This window comes from Nocardia sp. NPDC057227 (genome assembly GCF_042669725.1).
Lineage (GTDB): Bacteria > Actinomycetota > Actinomycetes > Mycobacteriales > Mycobacteriaceae > Nocardia > Nocardia asteroides_A.
Genome location: NZ_JBHUXA010000015.1, coordinates 102,050 through 119,572, shown reverse-complemented (window position 1 = coordinate 119,572; position 17,523 = coordinate 102,050). Strand labels below are relative to the sequence as shown.

Annotated in this window: 14 protein-coding genes; 10 read left to right on the top strand and 4 right to left on the bottom strand. The window is 72.5% G+C overall.

Translation table 11 applies throughout. The features are described from left to right. Positions 1–60 precede the first annotated feature (60 nt). Together ACFUJ1_RS21275 and ACFUJ1_RS21270 are read right to left on the bottom strand one after the other, a co-directional pair. Complete coding sequence (locus ACFUJ1_RS21275) at positions 61–1,374, bottom strand: hypothetical protein (RefSeq protein WP_378648042.1); 1,314 nt, start codon at positions 1,372–1,374, stop codon at positions 61–63. Then, positions 1,371–2,642, bottom strand: coding sequence for a glycosyltransferase (locus ACFUJ1_RS21270; RefSeq protein ID WP_378648041.1), 1,272 nt, complete (start codon positions 2,640–2,642; stop codon positions 1,371–1,373). The genes ACFUJ1_RS21275 and ACFUJ1_RS21270 overlap by 4 nt, the downstream gene beginning before the upstream one ends. Positions 2,643–2,899: 257 nt before the next feature. Between ACFUJ1_RS21270 and ACFUJ1_RS21265 the strand changes: the two genes are divergently transcribed. After that, a complete protein-coding gene (locus ACFUJ1_RS21265; protein ID WP_378648039.1) occupies positions 2,900–5,059 on the top strand; it encodes a glycosyltransferase in 2,160 nt (719 codons plus the stop codon). Here ACFUJ1_RS21265 and ACFUJ1_RS21260 read toward each other — a convergent pair whose 3' ends face one another. Then, the gene (locus ACFUJ1_RS21260; RefSeq protein ID WP_378648037.1) at positions 5,060–5,881 is read right to left on the bottom strand and encodes an ABC transporter permease; all 822 of its coding nucleotides are present in this window, start codon (positions 5,879–5,881) and stop codon (positions 5,060–5,062) included. Continuing rightward, the gene (locus ACFUJ1_RS21255; protein ID WP_378648035.1) at positions 5,878–6,843 is read right to left on the bottom strand and encodes an ATP-binding cassette domain-containing protein; all 966 of its coding nucleotides are present in this window, start codon (positions 6,841–6,843) and stop codon (positions 5,878–5,880) included. Before ACFUJ1_RS21255 ends, ACFUJ1_RS21260 begins: the two co-directional genes overlap by 4 nt. 443 nt (positions 6,844–7,286) lie before the next feature. Here ACFUJ1_RS21255 and ACFUJ1_RS21250 point away from each other — a divergent pair, with 443 nt between their 5' ends. The 9 genes from ACFUJ1_RS21250 to ACFUJ1_RS21210 all read left to right on the top strand — a co-directional run bounded on the left by ACFUJ1_RS21250 (position 7,287) and on the right by ACFUJ1_RS21210 (position 17,519). Further along, on the top strand, positions 7,287–8,705 hold the full coding sequence (locus ACFUJ1_RS21250) for a condensation domain-containing protein (protein WP_378648033.1): 1,419 nt from the start codon (positions 7,287–7,289) through the stop codon (positions 8,703–8,705). Next, positions 8,702–10,138 (top strand): condensation domain-containing protein, encoded by a 1,437-nt coding sequence (locus ACFUJ1_RS21245; RefSeq protein ID WP_378648031.1) that lies wholly within the window; start codon positions 8,702–8,704, stop codon positions 10,136–10,138. Before ACFUJ1_RS21250 ends, ACFUJ1_RS21245 begins: the two co-directional genes overlap by 4 nt. Further along, positions 10,119–11,402, top strand: coding sequence for a peptide synthase (locus ACFUJ1_RS21240; RefSeq protein ID WP_378648029.1), 1,284 nt, complete (start codon positions 10,119–10,121; stop codon positions 11,400–11,402). The genes ACFUJ1_RS21245 and ACFUJ1_RS21240 overlap by 20 nt, the downstream gene beginning before the upstream one ends. 201 nt (positions 11,403–11,603) lie before the next feature. Then, the gene (locus ACFUJ1_RS21235; RefSeq protein ID WP_378648027.1) at positions 11,604–12,701 is read left to right on the top strand and encodes an ABC transporter substrate-binding protein; all 1,098 of its coding nucleotides are present in this window, start codon (positions 11,604–11,606) and stop codon (positions 12,699–12,701) included. A 1-nt stretch (position 12,702) separates the two neighbouring features. After that, positions 12,703–13,524, top strand: a complete 822-nt coding sequence (locus tag ACFUJ1_RS21230; RefSeq protein ID WP_378648025.1) for an ABC transporter ATP-binding protein — start codon at positions 12,703–12,705, stop codon at positions 13,522–13,524. Next, positions 13,508–14,359: an ABC transporter permease gene (locus ACFUJ1_RS21225; RefSeq protein WP_378648023.1), complete on the top strand. Its 852-nt coding sequence runs from the start codon at positions 13,508–13,510 to the stop codon at positions 14,357–14,359. Before ACFUJ1_RS21230 ends, ACFUJ1_RS21225 begins: the two co-directional genes overlap by 17 nt. Beyond that, complete coding sequence (locus ACFUJ1_RS21220) at positions 14,356–15,279, top strand: MetQ/NlpA family ABC transporter substrate-binding protein (RefSeq protein WP_378648021.1); 924 nt, start codon at positions 14,356–14,358, stop codon at positions 15,277–15,279. Before ACFUJ1_RS21225 ends, ACFUJ1_RS21220 begins: the two co-directional genes overlap by 4 nt. A 10-nt stretch (positions 15,280–15,289) precedes the next feature. Then, positions 15,290–15,973 carry a YcnI family protein gene (locus tag ACFUJ1_RS21215; protein WP_378648019.1) on the top strand — a complete coding sequence of 228 codons (684 nt, stop codon included), beginning with the start codon at positions 15,290–15,292 and terminating at the stop codon, positions 15,971–15,973. After that, positions 15,963–17,519, top strand: a complete 1,557-nt coding sequence (locus ACFUJ1_RS21210; protein WP_378648017.1) for a copper resistance protein CopC — start codon at positions 15,963–15,965, stop codon at positions 17,517–17,519. The genes ACFUJ1_RS21215 and ACFUJ1_RS21210 overlap by 11 nt, the downstream gene beginning before the upstream one ends. Positions 17,520–17,523: the final 4 nt, after the last annotated feature.

The following is a 17,523-nucleotide window of genomic DNA, read 5'->3' as shown; positions in this document are numbered from 1 at the left end:
CAGGGTAGTGGCTCTGCGGCGGGATCGCATCTCCGCCGGTCGAGCCCGGATCGGGGCGGTTCACCACAGCACCCGTGGCACGCCCCAGCGGTCGAGTTCGGCCCCGAGCAGCGTGCGCAGGGTGTCGCCGGGGAAGTGTTGCTCGTCGAATGCCGCGACCGAGAAGGTGATCGAGCCGCCGATCCGGAGCAGCCAGGACTGCACCCCGTCGCCGAAGCGGTAGGGCAGCGTCGGGTCGACGCCCTGGGCGATGCCGCGGAAGGCGACGGCGCTCGCGGTCGCGTCGCCGATGCGGGCGAGCTCGGCGGGGAAGTCGCCGAGATTCGAGGCGACGGCGTCCGGCATACCGGAGCCGGAGCTCACCGCTTTCACGACGGCCCTGGTGGGCAGCAGCCCGAGCAGCGGGGTGAGATGCACCAGGGGCGTGCGGTTTCCGGCGGCGAGCCGGGTGAAGGCATCCTTGCAGGCGCGGCGCAGCGCGGTGAGGTCGGCACCGGGCGCGGGGTCCCCTTCCAGCGGCACCGAGACGCCCGCGGTGGCGTTGCCGCCCTCGTCGCCGTCGGCGCGGGTGCTCACCGGGATGCCGAGCTTGAGCGTGCCGGTGTAGCCCGCGGCCCGCAGTGCACCGGCGAGCACCGCGACGAAGAGCGTGTTCGGGGTGCCGCCGTGCGCGCGGGCCGCCCGCTCCCATGCCTCGGCGGCGACCGTGACGGTGGTCCAGGCCGGGCGGGCCAGCGGGGCGCGCTCGTGTGCCGGTGTTCGAGTGCGGGTGATCTCCGGTGCGGCGGAGCGGGTTCGGGTGGCGGCGGCGGCCGCCCTTGCGACGCCGCGACCGGCGGCGCCGAGCACGCCGATGCCGTCGACCGTGTCGGCGAGCCCGCGCGGCTCGGGTCGGCGGGCCAGCGGGTCGGCGGCGGTTCCGGCCAGCGCGTCGAGCGCGGCGGTGACCATGGTGCGGCCGTCGGCGACCAGGTGCAGGGTGGTGAGCGAGAGCGCGTAGCCGCCGTCGTCGAGCCTGGTGCCGCGCAACCGCCAGGTCGGGCCGCGCTCGGGATCGAGCGGCGCGCCGTCGAGTTCGGCTCCGGCCCAGGCCTCGACGGCGCCCGCGGGGACGGTGCCTGGATCGGTGTGCAGCACGGCGGGGTGCGGTTCGTGCTGCCAGCGCGGCCGCGCCAGCGGGGCGCTCGGGACGGTGATGCGGCGGGAGAGCACGCCGTCGGCGAGTCCGGCGGCGAAGTCGCGGAGCGCTCGGTCGGCAGGCGGGCGCGGGAAGCGCCAGACCAGCTGCAGCACCACCGACCAGCCGAATGCCTCGCGGACGAACCAGTAGGTGCTGTCCTCCGGTTGCATCCGGGCCGCGCGCAGCGTCCTCATGCGTCCGCTCCCGCCGTGGTGCGGTGCAGGCTCGCCTCGAGGGCGTCCGCGCAGCGGGTGCGCGCCTCGTCGGGGCCGATCAGCCGGGCGCCGAGCGCCCCGGCGCCCGCCGCGGTCTCCGGGGCGAGGACGGTGCGCAACTTGTCGATCAGGATCTCGGTGGTGAGCCCCCTCGCCCTGGTCGATGCGCCCGCGCCGAACCGCTCGCAGACCGACCCCCAGAACGGCTGGTCCGAGCCGATCCAGGCGATCAGGCTCGGCACCCCGGCCCGCAGCGCGGCCGCCGTTGTCCCGGCGCCGCCGTGGTGCAGCACGGCTCGGCAGCGCGGGAAGATCAGTTCGTGGTCGACGCTGCCGATCGCCCGGACCGTCTCGGTCTCGGGCACCGGGAGGTCGTGCCAGCCCCCGCTGATCAGCGCCCTGACCCCGAAGTGCGCGCAGGCGGCGGTGACCGCGGCGACCGTTGCCGCCGGATCGGCGATCGGCATGCTGCCGAAACCGACGTAGAGCGGCGGGTCGCCGCGCTCGATCCAGGCCAGCAGCTCGGGGCCGGTGTCGGCGCCGATCCGGGCGCGCTGCTCGGCGGCCAGGTCGAGGAAGCCGGTGAAGGGCCGGTGCGTGCCCGCCCACTCCAGCGCCAGCTCGGGGCAGAGCGCGGGGTCGTAGACCTGGATCTCCGCGTCCGCGCGCGGGGAGCGTGGCGCGCGGCCGGGTGCGCCGAGGGAGCGGCGCAGGGCGTTCTGCCGGTTGCGGGTCAGCGCCCACATGGCGGTCTCGACGGCCCACCAGCCCGCGGCCTTCGCGGGGCCGGGCAGTGCGGGGGAGACCCCGGGGACCGGGAAGGTGCTGCGGTTGGGCCGGATGGGGGCGTGCTGGAGCAGCACGCCGGGCACGCCGCGGGCGGCGGCGTAGGCGAGCCCGATCTGCTCGGTGACGAAGCCGGTGACGATGGCGTCCGCGCCGTCGGCGAGCGCGCCCATGTCCCGCACGCCCTGCGCCCAGCCCAGGTCGCGCACCTCGGCGAGGGCGCGCAGCCGCTGCCGGGGTCCGCCGCCGCGCAGCGCGGCCTGCACCGGCTCGGACTTCATGTGCGCCCTGGTGTCGTAGCCGAAGGGGCGCGCGTCCAGCCCGGCCGCGGCGGCGAACTCGACGAGGTTGGGCGGGACCCCGAGCACCACGTCGTGACCGCGCCGCTGCAGCTCCGCACCGGCCACAACGGCGGGCTGGACGTCACCGCGGGTCCCGTTGAATGCGAGCAGAAACTTCACCGGATCTCCCTGCTGTCGGATCGACCGCACTGTAGGTGGTATTCGTTGCGGCCGCTCGGGTTGGTTGGGCGGATGTGATCGGCGCCATGCGGGCCGCCGACGACCGCGGGAACCAGGAGATTCGCGCCGCCTCCCGGCCGGTATGGGTCGCTGTGAGAAGGAGCACCGGGATCCGTTCCCGCCGCGCTGAGCTGCCGGGCCCGTGGTTAGGCTGACGGTTCTTCCGTCCCGGTTCCGAGGTGCCAGGAGGGCCTTCGATGACTTTCGTGCTCGCGTTCTCCGGGAGCCGGGGCGATGTGCAGCCCGCGGTGGCGCTCGGCGTCGCGCTGGTGGGAGCGGGCCACGCGGTGCGGCTCGCGGTCCCGCCCAACCTGGTCGGGTTCGGCCGCGGCGCCGGGCTGGACACGCACCCCTTCGGCGCCGACACCGGCGAACTGCTCGGCTCGGAACTGGTGCGACGGCAACTCAAGTCGGCGAATCCGCGCACCCGGCTGCGGGCGATCGCGCAGCTCACCCTGCGTGACGGCAGGCGGACGCAGCGCGAGCTGGCCGAGCTCGCCGCGGGCGCGGATGTGCTGATCGGCGGCAGCGCCGGGCAGGAGCGGGCGCTGAACGTCGCCACCGCGCTCGGCATCCCATACCTGCCGGTCCACTACTGCCCGCTGCGCCGCAACGGCGTGGTCTCGCTCCTGCCCGCGGACGGGCTGCCGCCCGCGGTGCACCGGGTCAGCTGGGCCGCGGTGGAACAGCTGCTGTGGCTGGGAATTCGTGGCGCCGAGCGGACGCTCGCGGCGGATCTCGGGCTGCCCGCGCCGGTCGGTCCAGCGGCGGGCCGGATCGCCGGGGTCCCGGAGATCCAGGCCTACGACCCGCTGCTCTTCCCCGGCCTCGCCGCGGAGTGGGGTCCGGCCCGGCCGCTCACCGGCTTCCTCGGCCTCGCGCCCGAGACCCGCGCGCTCGTCGACCCGCGCACCGGTGACGACGGCCTCGACGCCTGGCTCGCCGCCGGGCCGCCGCCGCTCTACGTCGGCTTCGGCAGCATGACCGTCGCCGATCCGCCGGAACTGGCCCGCACGCTGGCCCTGGTCACCGCCGAGCTCGGGCTGCGCGTGCTGGTGGTCTCCGGCTGGGGCGGGCTCGACGGCACCGAGTTCGCGCCGCACGGCGACCGGATCCGGGTGGTGCGCAGCGTCGACCACGCGGCGGTGCTTCCGCGCTGCGTCGCGCTGGTGCACCACGGTGGCGCCGGGACCGTCGCCGCCGGGCTGCGCGCCGGACGTCCGGCGCTGATCTGCTGGCACGGCGCCGACCAGCCGCTCTGGGGTCGCAGGCTGCGCGCGCTCGGCGCCGGGACGGCCATCCCGGTCGCCGGGCTGACGCCGGAGCGGCTACAGTCCGCGCTCGTCGATGTGCTGCGCCCGGAGCGGGCGGCGGCCGCGGCGCGCGCGGCGGCGGCGCTGATCCCGCCCGCCGCGGCGGCGGAGCGGGCGGTGCGGATCGCCGAACGGGTGGCCGAGGTGGCCACCCGCCGATCGAGAGGGGATGCGGTGCAGGCGGGCACGCTGTCGGTGGTCGTACCGGCGTACAACGAGGAGGAGGTGATCGGCGAGTGTCTCGACCGGCTCACCGCCCAACTCGGGGCGATCACCGAGATCGTGGTGGTCGACAACAACTCGACCGACAAGACCGCCGACATCGTGCGCGGCTACGCGGAGCGCTTCCCGCAGGTCGTGCTGGTGCGCGAGGAGCAGCAGGGGCTGGTGCACGCGCGCAACCGCGGGCTGGACGCCGCGGGCGGCGCGCTGCTCGCCCGGATCGACGCCGACACCAGGATCCCGGAGCACTGGGCCGCCACCGTTGTCGAGTTCTTCGCCGCGGACACCGCCGGGCACTGGGCCGCGGCCTGCGGGCGCGGTGAGGCGTACGGGCTGCCCTACGGCGACCGGGTCGGCCGGGCCAAGAAGCGGCTGCGCGAACGCGATCCGGACGGCGTGAAGCAGGTACCGGTGCTCTACGGCTCGAACATGATCCTGCGCGCCGAGACCTGGGCCGCCATCCGGGGCTCGGTCGCCATGCGCCGCGACGTCTTCGAGGATGTCGACATGGGGCTCTGCGTCACCGAGATCGGCGGCCGCAACGCCTTCCTGAACAACCTGACCGTCGGCGTCGCGGCGCGCCGGATGGAGACCGGGGTCCCGGCCTTCGTCCGGTACATGGCCTGCCTGCCGCGCACCCTGCTGCTGCACAGGCGCTGGGGGCTCGCGGCCGGTGCGGCGCTCGTCTACGTGCCGTCCATCGTGGTCCTGCACGCGGCGCGGCTGCTGCTCATCCGCGCCTACGATCGCCGCACCGGCACCTACGGGCTGCGTAACATGCTGCGCCGTGCCGAGAACGACGCTGACCGGCCCGCCCCCTGATCAGGCCTTGCGCATGTAGACCCGCACGGTGAGCGGGGCCATCACCGCGAGCACGAGCACGGCGCCGAGCAGCGAGGTCGCGATCTCGCTGCTCGCCCGCCCGGTGTCGGCCAGCGTGCGCACCGCGGAGACCAGGTGCGAGACCGGGTTCACGTGCGCGAAGGCCTGCATCCAGCCCGGCATGGTGTCCACCGGGACCAGCGCGTTGGAGACGAAGGTCAGCGGCATCAGCACCAGCATCGAGACCCCCTGCACCGTCGACGGCTTGTCCATCAGGACACCCATCAGCGCGAAGATCCAGCTCAGCGCGAAGGCCACCACCATCACCAGCAGGCAGGCGACCAGCAGCCCGGCCAGGCTGGCCGGGCGGTACCCCATGAGCAGCCCGACCGAGACCGTCATCGCCGTGGCCACCGCGTAGCGCACCATGTCGGCCAGCAGCGAGCCGGCCAGTGGCGCGATCCGCGCGATCGGCAGCGACCGGAACCGGTCGAAGACGCCCTTGTTCATGTCCTCGCGCAGCTTCACCCCGGTGCCGACCGAGGCCGCGATGGTGACCTGCACCAGCACGCCGGGGATCAGCGTCGGCAGGTAGCCGGTCACCGTTCCGGCGATGGCGCCGCCGAAGATGCTGGAGAACATGACCGTGAAGACCACCGGCAGCGCGATGACGTCGAAGAGCTCCTGCGGGTTGTGCCGGATCTTGAGCAGCCCGCGGCGCGCCATGACCAGCGCGTGGTCGACGGAGGCGTGCAGCGAGATGCGGTTGGAGACGACGGGCCGGAGCTGAGCGCTCGCCGGCGCGAGCGGCGCCGCGGTCACACCGGCTCCGCGACGGCCGGGCGCCTGCTGCCGGTGATGGCGAAGAAGACCTCGTCCAGGCTCGGCTTGGCCAGCGCCACCTCGAGCACGTCGACGTCGCTGTCGCGCAGCGCGATCAGCAGCTCCGGGAGCCGGGCGTTGCTGATGGCGGGAACCGCCAGCCTGCCCTCGCCGGCGGAGACCGCGGCGGTGTCACCGAGGAAGCGGTGCACCACCCCGATGGCGACGGTGAGGTCCGGGTCGGGCACCCGCAGGGTGAGGGTGGCGGTGCCGATGCCGGCCTTGAGTTCGTCGGCGGTGCCGTCGGCGACCAGGCGGCCGTGGTCGATGACCACGATCCGGTCGGCCAGCTCGTCGGCCTCGTCCAGATACTGCGTCGTCAGCAAGACGGTGGTTCCCTCTCGTACCAGATCGCGGACGGTATGCCACATCTGCGCGCGGGTTCGGGGATCGAGCCCGGTTGTCGGCTCGTCCAGGAAGAGCAGCGGCGGCCGGGCGACCAGGCTGGCGGCCAGGTCGAGGCGGCGCCGCATGCCGCCCGAGAAGTGCTTGAGCGCGCGGTTTCCCGCGTCGGTGAGCCCGAACTCGTCGAGCAGCTCGTCGGCGCGGTGCTGTGCCTCGCGGCCGGAGCGGCCGAGCAGCCTGCCGAAGATGGCGAGGTTCTCCCGCGCGGTCAACTCCTCGTCCACCGAGGCGTACTGCCCGGTGAGCCCGATCAGCGAGCGCACCGCGGTGGCCTCGCGCACCACGTCGTAGCCGAAGACCGCCGCGCGCCCGGCATCCGGCCGCGTCAGCGTCGCGATCATCCGGACCATGGTGGTCTTGCCAGCCCCGTTGGGGCCGAGTACCGCACAGACACTTCCGGACGGGACCGTCAGGTCGATACCGTCCACGGCCCGGAAAGCGCCGAAAGATTTGGACAGCCCCGTTGTTTCGATGGCGGGAACCGGGACCCCGGACATGATTACCCCCTGCTCGCTCGAGTGGCGGAATTAAAGTACTTCATTGCTCGAAATCGCTCGCGACACTGCGAAGCGCTGCGCCAGCATATGATCCGCAATGGGCTGGGGCAATGTGATGAGCAATCCGTGATTCGATACGCCTCCCACCCTGGATGGGTGAAACAGCGAGTTCACACGAAAGAAATTTTCGAACAGCCAACGGTAGCCAGCTCGATCGTCTCTGAAACCTCTACCAGGCAGTATGTCCGAAAATATTGATGGTGATGAAGCCCACTCGGGGTCGGTGAGAGGGTTCCGGGGTGGCCCCCCTACGCTGACAACGGTGTGCGGATCAGGTGTCGGCACAGGGGCCGCAGAGTAGCGATTTTCGAAACACAGGATTTTTACGTACATTCTCGTCGTTGTCAGCATGCGGTCAGCAAAATGAATGGGGCGTCTTCCAGATGGAATTCACAGAGCTTGCCGACTACCCGCTGCCCGCGGGCACCCTCACCGAATGGGTGCCCGCCGTACCGGGTGATCCGTGGCGTCCGGACGACCGGCCGCTGAGCTGGATCCACGAGGAGCACTGCGCCCGAAGACAGGCCGATTCCGGCCCCGGATCGTGGCTCGGCACCATCTTCGAGATCCCGGATCGCTACGACGAGCAGGCACTGCGGGAGACGCTGCGGCGCTGGATCGCCCGGCACGAGACCTTCCGCACCACGGTGCGCCCCGGCCCCGAGGGCGCCCCGCTCTGGAACCGGTTCGGCGTCCACGCCGACCAGGTCGACGTCACGCCGCGCCACGTCGGCGCGCTGCGCACCGGAACCCGCGTCTACCAGCACATCACCGACTTCTTCGAGGCCAGGCTGGCGCCGACGCGCTGGCCGCACTGCCTGCTCGCCACCGTCACCGACCCGGTCCCCGCCCGCCCCGGCGGCGGCTTCCTGCTGGTCTTCGGCGCCGACCACTCGGTCATGGACGCGTACTCGATGATGCTGGCCATCAGCGAGATCCAGCGCCTCTACCGCGAGGTGCGCACCGGCGAGCCCGCCGCGCTGCCCGAGGTCGGCAGCTGCGTGGACTACGGCGGCATCGAGCGCGGCTACGGCGACGAGCTGACCCCCGCGCACCCGGCCGTGCGCGGCTGGCAGCAGTTCCTGCGCCGCTGCGGCGATCGCTTCCCCGGCTTCCCGCTCGACATCGTCTCCCCGCGCAGGCCGACCCCGGGCAGGCACCAGAGCGGCCTCTCCGCCTGGTCGCTGACGGCCGAGAAGGCCGCCGCCTTCGAGGCGCGCTGCCGGGCCGCCGGCCACTCCGTGCAGACCGGCGTGCTCGCCACGGTCGCGGAGGCCACGCGCACGCTGGCAGGCACCGACACCCTCGACTTCGCCATGCCCATGCACACCAGGCAGCAGCCGGCCGACGTGCACGCCATGGGGTGGTACGTCGGGCTGGCGCCGGTGCGGATCGAGAGCGCGGGCGCCGACGGCTTCGACGCCGTGCTCGACCGGGCCGCCACCGCCGTGCGCACCGCCCGCCCGCTGGCCCGCTACCCGTACCCCCGGGTCGCGCACCTGCTCGGGAATCCGTCGGTGCCGCGCTTCGTCGTCTCCTACCTGGACGTGCGCGCGGTCCCGGACGCCACCGAGTGGCGCCGCTGGGCGGTGCGCCCGCTGCGCAGCGGCGAGACCTCCGACGACGAGGTGTACTTCTGGATCGCGCGCTCCCCGGACGGCCTCGCCATCTCGGCGCGCTTCCCGAGCAACGAGGTCGCGGCCGCCAATGTGCACCGCTTCATCAACACCGTCTCCCAGCTGCTCGGCGCCGTCGCCACCACCGGCGAGCTTCCGGTCCCCGCCATGGCGGTGCGCGGGTGATCATCACCGCCCTCGCCAACTGGAGCCCGCCCGCGGGCAGCGTGTTCGAATGGCACCCGGCCGGTCCGCCGCAGGCCGAGCCCGACCCGGGGCGCGCCTCCTTCCTCCAGGAGAACCACGTCCGCGGGGTGGCGGCCGGGCAGCACGCGGGCCGCGAGCACCACGCCTACCTGGCCACCGCCACCGAGGTGGCGGGTGCGCTGGACGCCACCGCCATGAGCCGCGCGGTCGAGCGCTTCGCCCTCCGGCACGCCGGGCTGCGCACCTGGCTCGAGGTGGACAGCGGCGCCGTCACCAGGATGCGGGTGCCGGCGAGCGCGGTCGCCTTCGAGGCGCGTCCCGTCGGGGAGACCGAGGGCGGTGCGGCGTTCCGCGCGTACGCGCTGGCCCGGTTCTCCCGCGAGGCGATCGTGACCTCGTACCCCGGCTTCGTGGTCGGCGCGGTCCGCAGGCCGGGTTCGTTCACGCTGTACTACGGCTGCGACCACGCGCTCAGCGACGGCATCTCGCAGGCGCTGGTGCTGCCCGAGCTGCTCGAGCTGTACCGGGCCGAGGCCACCGGGGCCGCGCTCGGCCCGTTCACCAGTACGCCGGCCGGTGGCTTCCCGGAGTACGCCGCGGCCGAGCACGCGCTGGCCGCGGAGTTCGGCCCGGAGAGCCCGGAGATCGCCGAGTGGCTGGAGATCGTGCGGCACAACGACGGCGCGCTGCCGAGCTGCCCGGTCGATCTCGGGCTCGCCCCCGGCGAGACCGCGCCGATGCGGCCGATCGAATTCGACCTGCTCGACGCCGACGGCACCGCCGCCTTCGATGCCGTCTGCAAGTCCGAGGGCGTGCGCTTCGTGGCAGGGGTGCTCGCCGCGGTGGCCGTCGCCGACCTGGAGATCGCGGGCAAGCCGGACTACTACGGCATGATCGTCACCAGCACCAGGGACCGCGGCGACTACCTGCTGTCGCAGGGCTGGTTCTGCAATTTCGCGCCGGTCGCCTTCCCGGTGCGCTCGGCGGGCACCTTCCGGGAGCTGCTGGCGCACGCGCACGCGGGCTACGAGCGCGCGCTGCGGCTGGCGGCGGCGCCGGTGCAGTCGGTGATCACCGCGCTGCTCATGTCCGGCGCCGACCCGGCCAAGGTGGCGGCGAGCCCGAACATGCTCTCCTACATCGACTTCCGCCGCTTTCCCGGCGCGGGCAGCTCGGAGTACGAGCACGGCATGCTCTTCACCGGCGAGGGCGCCACCGGCAATGCCTCGCTCTGGATCAACCGCGACCTCCGCCACCTCTACCTCGGCTGCCAGAGCCCGGGCACCCCGGCCGCCCAGGCGGCGCTCGCGCCCTACCACGCGCGGCTGCGCGAGGTCTTCGCCGAGGTCGCCAGGGACGGTGATCGTGCGATCCGCCCGCGGGAGGTGATCGGTGCGGGTCACCACCGCTGATCGCTTCGCTCCCGCACCGGGCACCTTCGTCGAGTACCGCCCCGAGTCCGGACCGGGCGAACCCTCGCCGGTCCCGCCGTCGTTCAACCAGGCGGTGCACCTGGCCGGGGGCGGGAATATCTGGCTCGCCGCGGTTTTCGACGTGCCCGGCCCGGTCGACCACGCGCGGCTCGCCGCCGCCTACCGCGCGCTGATCGCCAGGCACGGCACCCTGCGCAGCTCCTTCGAGCCGGGCCCGGTCCGGCTGCGGCACCCCGTGCCCGCGGTCGTGCACCGGCTCCCCGGTGTCCCGGTGACGGCGCTGCCCGCGCTGCTCGACCAGCGCTGCGGCGCCTTCGGGCACCCGTCCTACCTGCTCGGGGTGATCGACCGGCCGGACGTCGCCACGGTGCTCTGCGCCTTCGACCACGCCCACGTGGACGGCTACTCCATCGCGCTCGCCATCGACGACCTGCGCCGCCTCTACGACGGCGAAACCCTGCCGCCCACCGGCGATTTCGTGGACCACTGTGCCGAGCAGGCGCGGCTCACGGTGGCGCCGGACGACCCGCGGCTGCGCGGGTGGCGCTCCTTCTTCGGCCCCGGCGGGGTCCGGCCGCCGGAGTTCCCGCTGGACCTGGGCGTCGCGCCGGGGGAGACCGCACCGCAGGCGGTCGAGCTGCGCGTGCTGCTCGACGGCGCGGGCGCCGAGCGCTTCGACGAGTGGTGCCGCGAACTCGGTGCCCGTCCGTTCGCCGGGGCGCTCGCCGCGCTGGCGCACGCCACCCGCACCGGCGGCGGCCCGGACCGGCTGCGCCTGGTGTTTCCCATGCACACCAGGCACGACGAGCGCTGGCGCGGTGCGCTCGGCTGGTTCACCACCAACGTGCCGGTCGAGATCCCGGCCCTGCCCGATCCCGCCGCGGCCACCCGGGCCTCCGCCGCCGCCGTGCGCGCCGCCATCCCGCTCGGCACCCTGCCGCTCGGGGCCGTGCTGCCGCACCTCGGTGGGCTCGCGCTGCGCCGCGGCGACATCTTCATGGTCTCCTGGATCGACTACCGCACGCTGCCGGGCGCCGCGCAGCACGACGCCATCGGCGCCAGGCACATCTCCGCGGTCGGCCGCGCCGACGACGCCCAGTTCTGGTTCTCGCGCACCGATTCCGGGCTCGCACTGCGCATCCGCTACCCGGACACCGCCACCGCCCGCGCCACCGTCGCCCGCCTCACCGACCACCTCACCGAGGCACTCACCGAACGAACGCGCCTGCTCACCCGCACCTGAGTCGATTCGGTTCTACGATAAAGCAACTCGACCGTCGAGATTTCCTGAACGTTCACCCTCGAGCGAAATCCCGCTTCCCGCTCGAGGTGAATTTATCCGTATGTGCCGCCCCCGCCCGGACTTACCTTCATCGATCGACGGGTTCCGTCGTGAGAGAGGAAAAGCCGTGTGCGGCAGAAGAACGTATCGAGGGGCGCGGTCATGAGGCGTCTGCTGCGAAAGATGGCGGTGGTGTCGGCGCTCCTGGTGGCCGCGCCCGCACTGTTGGCCGGGTGCACCCTCGGCAAAGAAGAAGGCGTGGTCTATTTCCGCTTCGCCAATTCCCCGACGGCGCTGTCGCTGGTGCGCATCGCGGACGAACTCGGCTACTGGGACAACGCCAAGGTCAAGCCCGAGTACGTCGGCCCGGCCACCGCGGTGCCCGCGGTGCAGCTGCTGGATCAGGGCAGCATCGATATCGCGACGGGCATGTTCAACAACGACATCGACGGCAAGGTGAAGGGCTTCAAGTTCACCGCCATCGCCTCCAGCATGCTCGACCTCCCGAACGAGCCACACATGGCCTACTTCACCAGGGCCGGTTCGCCGATCACCAAGACCAACCTGAAGGCGCTGGAGGGCCGCACGGTCGGGTTGAACGGCTCGAACAGCTGCACCGACCTGCTGATCAAGCGGTACCTGAAGAACAACGGCGTCGACCTGGGCAAGGTGAACTTCCTGGAGCTCAAGCCGGAGCTCATCGCGCCGGCCATCGAGCGCGGCGAGGTCGACCTCGGCGTCTTCCACCCGCCGCTGGTCGGCGTGCTGCTGAGCAAGCCCGCGGAGTTCACCCAGGCTTTCACCTCGTTCGACGACTGGGGCCCGCTGGGCGGCCAGGCGCCGTACGTGGCGAGCAATGCCTGGCTGCAGAAGAACCCGGACGCCGCGCGCGAATTCGTCGGCATCATCGCCAAGACCGCCAACTGGGCCAATGCGCACCCGCGGGAATCGGCCGAGATCGCGGGCAAGACCACCGGCTACCCGGTGGAGCAGACCACCAACTGGCACTACGCGCCGAACGCGCTGCTGGACAAGGCGAGCCTGCAATTGTGGTGGGATCTGGTGGCCGAGGTCGGCAAGCCGCTTCCGGGTTCGGAGAACCTGAAGCCGGAGGACATCGCGACCAATGCCTTCAATCCCTACGCGAAATCCGCGGATCTGCTGGAGACCCAGGATCACAACACCACCATCCTGACCGAAGAGCAGAACGCCGGAATCTTCGACACGCACCTGGTCGACATCGCGAAAGCCGAGAAGTGAGGTGACCGGGCAGACGGTCGTCGGCACGACGACCAAGATCGAGGCGCGGCACGTCACCAAGCTCTATCCGAAACCGGGCTGGCGCGCCAAGGAGCACACCTCGGTCCTCGACGATTTCGACCTGCGGATCGAGACCGGTGAATTCGTGTCGCTGCTCGGCCCGAGTGGCTGCGGGAAATCCACCTTCCTGAACATCCTGGCCGGGCTGGAGAGCTACAACGGCGGCGCGGTGCTGGTCGACGGTGAGCGGGTCAGCGGCGTGAACCGCAATGTCGGCGTCGTCTTCCAGGGCTACGCGCTGTTCCCCTGGCTGACCGCGCAGAAGAACGTCGAGGTCGGGCTGAAGATCCGCGGCGTGCCGCGGGCCGAGCGGCGGGACCGCGCGGCCGAGGTGCTGAAGACGGTCGGGCTGGAGGCGGCGGCGAACCGGCTGCCGCACCAGCTCTCCGGCGGCATGCGGCAGCGCGTCGCGATCGCCAGGGTGCTCGCCTACGAGCCCGATGTCCTGGTCTTCGACGAGCCGTTCGCCGCGCTGGACGCGCAGACCCGCGAGTTCCTGCAGGGCGAGCTGCTGCGCATCTGGGAGGCGGGCGGGGTGCGCAAGACCGTCCTGTTCGTCACCCACTCGATCGACGAGGCCATCTTCCTCTCCGACCGGATCGCGGTGATGACCCGCGCGCCCGGCCGGGTGAAGGCGCTGATCGACGTCGACCTGCCGCGCCCGCGCGGCAGCGCGGCCCGCAGCTCCGAGGAGTTCGTGCACATCCGCTCGCAGGTCGCGCGGATCCTGGAGGAGGAGGTGCGCATTGGCCACGATCACTGAGCCCGCGACCGGCGCCGCCGCGCCGGACGACGAGCGGATCGAGCCGCCGAAGGCGCCGAATCCCTTCCTGGCCAAGTACGGCAGGCTGCTCTACGGCGCCGTCGGGCTCGGGCTGTTCCTGCTGCTCTGGTGGTGGGTCGTGGCCTCGGGGACGGTGAACCCGCTCTACCTCTCCACCCCGCAGGAGACCGCGCGGGCCTTCGTCGACGGACTGGCCGACGGCACGCTCGGCACCGAGGTGTGGCCGAGCGTGCAGCGCGCGGTGATCGGCTTCGCCATCGCGCTGGTGGTCGGGATCGGGCTCGGCATCGTGGTGGGCTCGGTGCCGATCTTCCGCAAGCTCTTCGAGCCGATCCTGCTGTTCTTCCGCAACCTCTCGCTGCTCGCGCTGCTCCCGGTGTTCGTGGTCTTCCTCGGCATCGGCGAGGAGTCCAAGATCGCGATCGTGGTGTGGGCCTGCTTCTGGCCGATCTTCGTGAACGCGGTCGGCGCGGTCGGCGGCGTGGAGCGCATCCTGCTGAACGCGGCGCGCACGCTCGGCGCGGGCCGCGGTTACATCTTCACCAGGGTGGTGCTGCCCGCCGCGATCCCGGCGATCTTCCCCGGCATCCGGCTCGCGGCCTCCAACGCCTTCACCGCGCTGGTCGCCGCCGAGCTGGTCGGCGGCGCGCACGGCATCGGCATCTACATCAACAACGCGGCGCTGCGCTACCAGACGCCGCAGATGTACGCGGGCATCCTCGCGCTCGGGTTGATCGGCATCCTGGTCAACGGCGTCATGGCGGTCGCCGAGTGGCGGCTGACCGGCTGGCAGCGCGGGCTGACGAACAAGTGAGCGCCGCGCGTCGGGCGAGAGCCGCCGCCGTCCTCGCCGTCGTCCTGCTGACGGCGGTGCTCGGCTGCGGCGGCGAGCCGAAGGTCGACTACGCCGCGGCGCGCGACGAGGGCGCGCTGGTGGTGTACGTCGGGGCAGGGGAGGATCGGGAGATCCTCCGCCACGTCGCCGACGAACTGCTGCCGGATTCGGTGCGGCTCGAACTGGTCGACGCCCCGGACGACGCCAATGCGCAGGTGTCGTCCGGGGCGGCGGACCTCGCCTACTTTCAGCACGTCCCCGCCTTCGAGGCGGACCGGGGGCAGCACGGCTACGACAACCTGAGCGTGGTCGCCGCGGTCAACGTCGTTCCCTACGGCCTGTACTCGGCCCGCTGGCGCAGCGTCGCCGAGACCCGGAGCTGGCTGAACGCCGGGCTGGTCGCCGACGACATCGTCGGCGACAGCCTGCCGCACGGCTCCCGGGTCGCCATGCCCGCCACCCCGACCGGGTTCGCGCGCGGGCTCTACCTGCTGCAGAGCGCCGGGCTGGTGCTGCTCGACCGCCCGTTCGGCGGCACCACCGCACCCGACCTGACCATCACCCAGGCCAACGTGCGCGACTCGCTGCGGCACCTCACGCTGCTCGGCATCAGCTACGACGAGTACCTGGACGCCATCTACCGCGGTTACGACGCCGTCGTGCTGAACCCGGAGCAGGCCCGCTCGCTCGGGCTGGAACCGGCGAAGGACGCGCTCGCCCTGGAACCCGGCCCGCAGAACCCGTACGCGCACGTCCTGGTCGCGCCCGCCCGCCTCGCGGGCGACCAGCGGGTGCTGGAGCTGACCCACGCGCTGGAGAGCCCCGAGCTGGCCCGGTTCCTGGCCACGAAGTACCGCGGCGCGAACATCCCGGTGACCGCCGCGTCCTCGACCCGATGAGAGAGATTCCATGACCAACAACGCAATTCGGCGCCTCACCGCGGTGACCGCCGCCGCCGGGCTCGCCGTGCTGGTACCGGCGGGCGCGGCGGCCGCGCACGTGCGCAGCGACGGCGCCCCGGTGGCGCAGGGCGGGTACGGCGTCGTCGGGCTGATCGTGCCCGGCGAGTCGGAGCTGGCGGACACCGTGGGGCTCACGGTCACCATCCCGGCCGGTGTCGACCTGAAATCGGCGCGCACGCTGCCGGTTCCGGGCTGGACCGCGAACGTCGAACGGCAGGACGGCCGGGTCGCCCGCATCGTGTGGACCGCGTCCACCCCCGAGAGCGGCTTCAGCAATGCCGAGTACCAGAAGTTCTCCTTCTCCGCGGGGCCGTGGCCGGAGGGGAAGGAGACCGTGGCGCTGCCCTCGGAGCAGAAGTACAGCGACGGCAGCGTGGTCGCCTGGAACGAGGTCGCGGTCGATAGGGAGAGCGAGCCGGAGCATCCCGCACCGGTGGTCGCGCTGAGCGCGGCCGACGGCCACGACGCGCACGGCGGCTCCACCGAGCACGAGCACGACCACGACGAGCAGGTGGCCGCCTCGGCCGACGGCTCCGGCTGGCAGAGCGCGGTGTCGGTACTGAGCCTGGTGCTCTCGCTGGCCGCCGCGGGCGGCGTCGCCCTGCTGCTGCGGCGGGATCGTGGCGCCTAGGAGCCTGTTCCTGGTATTCGCCGTCCTTGCGGCGATACTGGGCGGTGCCGGGGTCGCGTCGGCGCACGCCTCGCTGGTCTCCACCGCACCGGCGAACGGGGCGCACGCCGATTCGGCGCCTGCCGAACTGGTGTTGCAGCTCAACGAGCCGGTCACCGTGGTGGAGGGGTCGGCGCAGTTGATCGACGCTGCCGGGACGCGGTTCGGGCTCGGTGCGGTCCGGGTGGACGACGGGCAGCGGCGGCTGGTGCTGGTGCCCGCCGAGCCGGTGCCGGACGGGGCCTACCTGGCCACCGCGCGGGTGGTGTCGGCGGATACGCACGTGGTGTCGCTGTCCATCCAGTTCACCGTCGGGGCGGTGACCGAGCAGGGTGAGTTCGCCGCTCCCGCCGACGAATCCGGGCTCGAGCGGTATCTGAACTCACCCGGGCGCGGGCTCACCTATCTGGGGCTCGTTCTCTCCGCCGGGCTGTTCCTGGCCGCGCGCTGGGCCTGGCCCGAGATCTTGCGGTCCGGACGCTTCCTGCTCGTGTACCGGGTCGGTAGCGCGGTGCTGATCGCCGGGCTGGCACTGCGTTTCACGGTGCTGGTGGCGCAGCAGTCGGGCGGGCTGGGAGCGGTGTCGCTCGACGGCGCGAAGGCACTGCTCGGGACGCCGCACGGGCTGGCGCTCTCCGCCGCTGTCCTGCTGTCGCTGGTAGCGCTCGCCGCGCCGCGGCCGCCGATCGTCGTCACCCAGGCGGTGACCGCGATTCTCGCGGTGACGCTCGGGGGGCACGGTGGTTCCGTGCAGAGCTGGCCGTGGTCGTTCCTCGGCACGCTGCTGCACGTGTACGCGATCAGCGTGTGGCTCGGGGGCGTGGCGATTCTCCTACTCGTCCGCCCCGGTGCTCCGGCGCATCAGCGCTCGGATGCGCCGCCACGCACCGACCTCCGGCGCTGGCACCGGGTCGCGGCCTGGCACGTGCTCGCCGTGGTACTCGGTGGCCTGCTGCTCACCCTGCTCCAGGTGCGCCCGGCGGGCGCGCTGCTGCACACCCGGTACGGGCTGGTCCTGCTCGCCAAGGTCGCGCTCGTCGCGGTCGCCGTCACCCTCGGCTACCTCGCCTACCGCCACCTGCGCCGAGCGGTGGTCGTGGAATCCGCCGTCGCCGTCGCCGTCATCGCCGCGACCTCCATCCTCACCACCCTGCCCCCGGCCAAGGACGTCTACACCACCGACATCACCGCCACCCTCGACTTCGGCGCGACCGAGGTCGTCAGCGTCGGCATCGACTCCATCCGCCGCGGCCCCCAGCAACTGACCCTCACCTACGCCCCGCCGGGATCCGGCCCCGAGCCCAGCGTCAGCGTCGACCTCTCCTCGGCCACCGCCAACGTGGCCCGCCTGCCGGTCACCCTCACCGCCGCGGTCGGCGCGGACGGCTCCCTGCTCTGGCGCAGCGACAAGCTCATCGTTCCGGCGCCGGGGGAGTGGAAGGTGACGGTGCGTTTCGACGCCGGTTCCGGCCCGAAACTGGCCTCCTTCCGCTATCAGGCGCTCTGAAACG